Source organism: Spiroplasma sp. Moj (genome assembly GCF_016082285.1).
In the GTDB taxonomy this organism is placed as follows: Bacteria; Bacillota_I; Bacilli_A; order Mycoplasmatales; family Mycoplasmataceae; genus Spiroplasma; species Spiroplasma phoeniceum.
In genome coordinates, this window is the sequence record NZ_MQTY02000159.1 from 1 (window position 1) to 947 (window position 947).

General features: G+C 22.7%; 1 pseudogene. It reads right to left on the reverse strand.

The annotated features are described in order from the left end of the window. Positions 1–661 (reverse strand): annotated as a pseudogene (locus tag BST80_RS05275) (hypothetical protein); the annotation flags it as partial. Positions 662–947: the final 286 nt, after the last annotated feature.

Genomic DNA, 947 nt, shown 5'->3' on the forward strand with positions numbered 1-947 from the left:
TAATTTCTTGTTCTGTTGGTTTATTAACACCATTAATTCTAATTAATCCTAATTCAGTGTTTCTAAAAACTGATTTTACTGGGTTACTATAATTAACATTTATTTCACCAGTATAAATACTTGTATCATTTGTTTCAACTTTGGCATTATTTAAACTAATTTTTGTAATATTAATTTTTGAAATATCTAATTTAGGATTAAAAAGTTTTAAGGATTCTTGAACAATTTGGTTCATTTTTAATCCACCAATTGAAAAATCTATTTCTCCCAAATTAGTATTTGTAATAACTTTGTTTATTGGTACAGATTTATTAACTGTAAAATTAATTGTTTTTTTACCACTAAAACCAGTTACAGTGATTTCTGCACTATTTTCACTAATATTTGTAACATTAATACTATTAATATTTACTTGGGGATTTAATTCTTTTACTTTTTCTTTGATTTGTTGTTGAGATGGCGTGTCAGCTCCATTAGTATTAAATATAGTTTTAGGTTTATTATTTTTTGTTTCTCTTTTATTTTTTGTTATATTTAAACCTGTTCAATTTAATTCAGATAAATATTTAATATTATTTTTAAGGCAATCAGTAGCAATTACACCTAGTATTGCTGTTCCACTAATTGTTAATACACTTAATAAACTTAGTAATTTTTTCATACTTGTTTTTCTCCTTTTCTTATCTTGAAACTATTTATTGAAATTCTTNATCAAGATTTACCTTCAGTATATATATACAAGCAAAATTATGAATTATTTACAAAATTTTATCTTGAAAAATGACTATTATGACGCGTTTTAAAGGCTAAATTAGCAATAAAATATATTAAGTTTATAAAAAAGATAGTTTATATAATGTGAGGTACCATATACATTTTAGACCAGTTAGTCTTTTAAAAATTTTAACACAGCTTCAGTTGGTGTTAAAAAATTTATGCTTTTATGT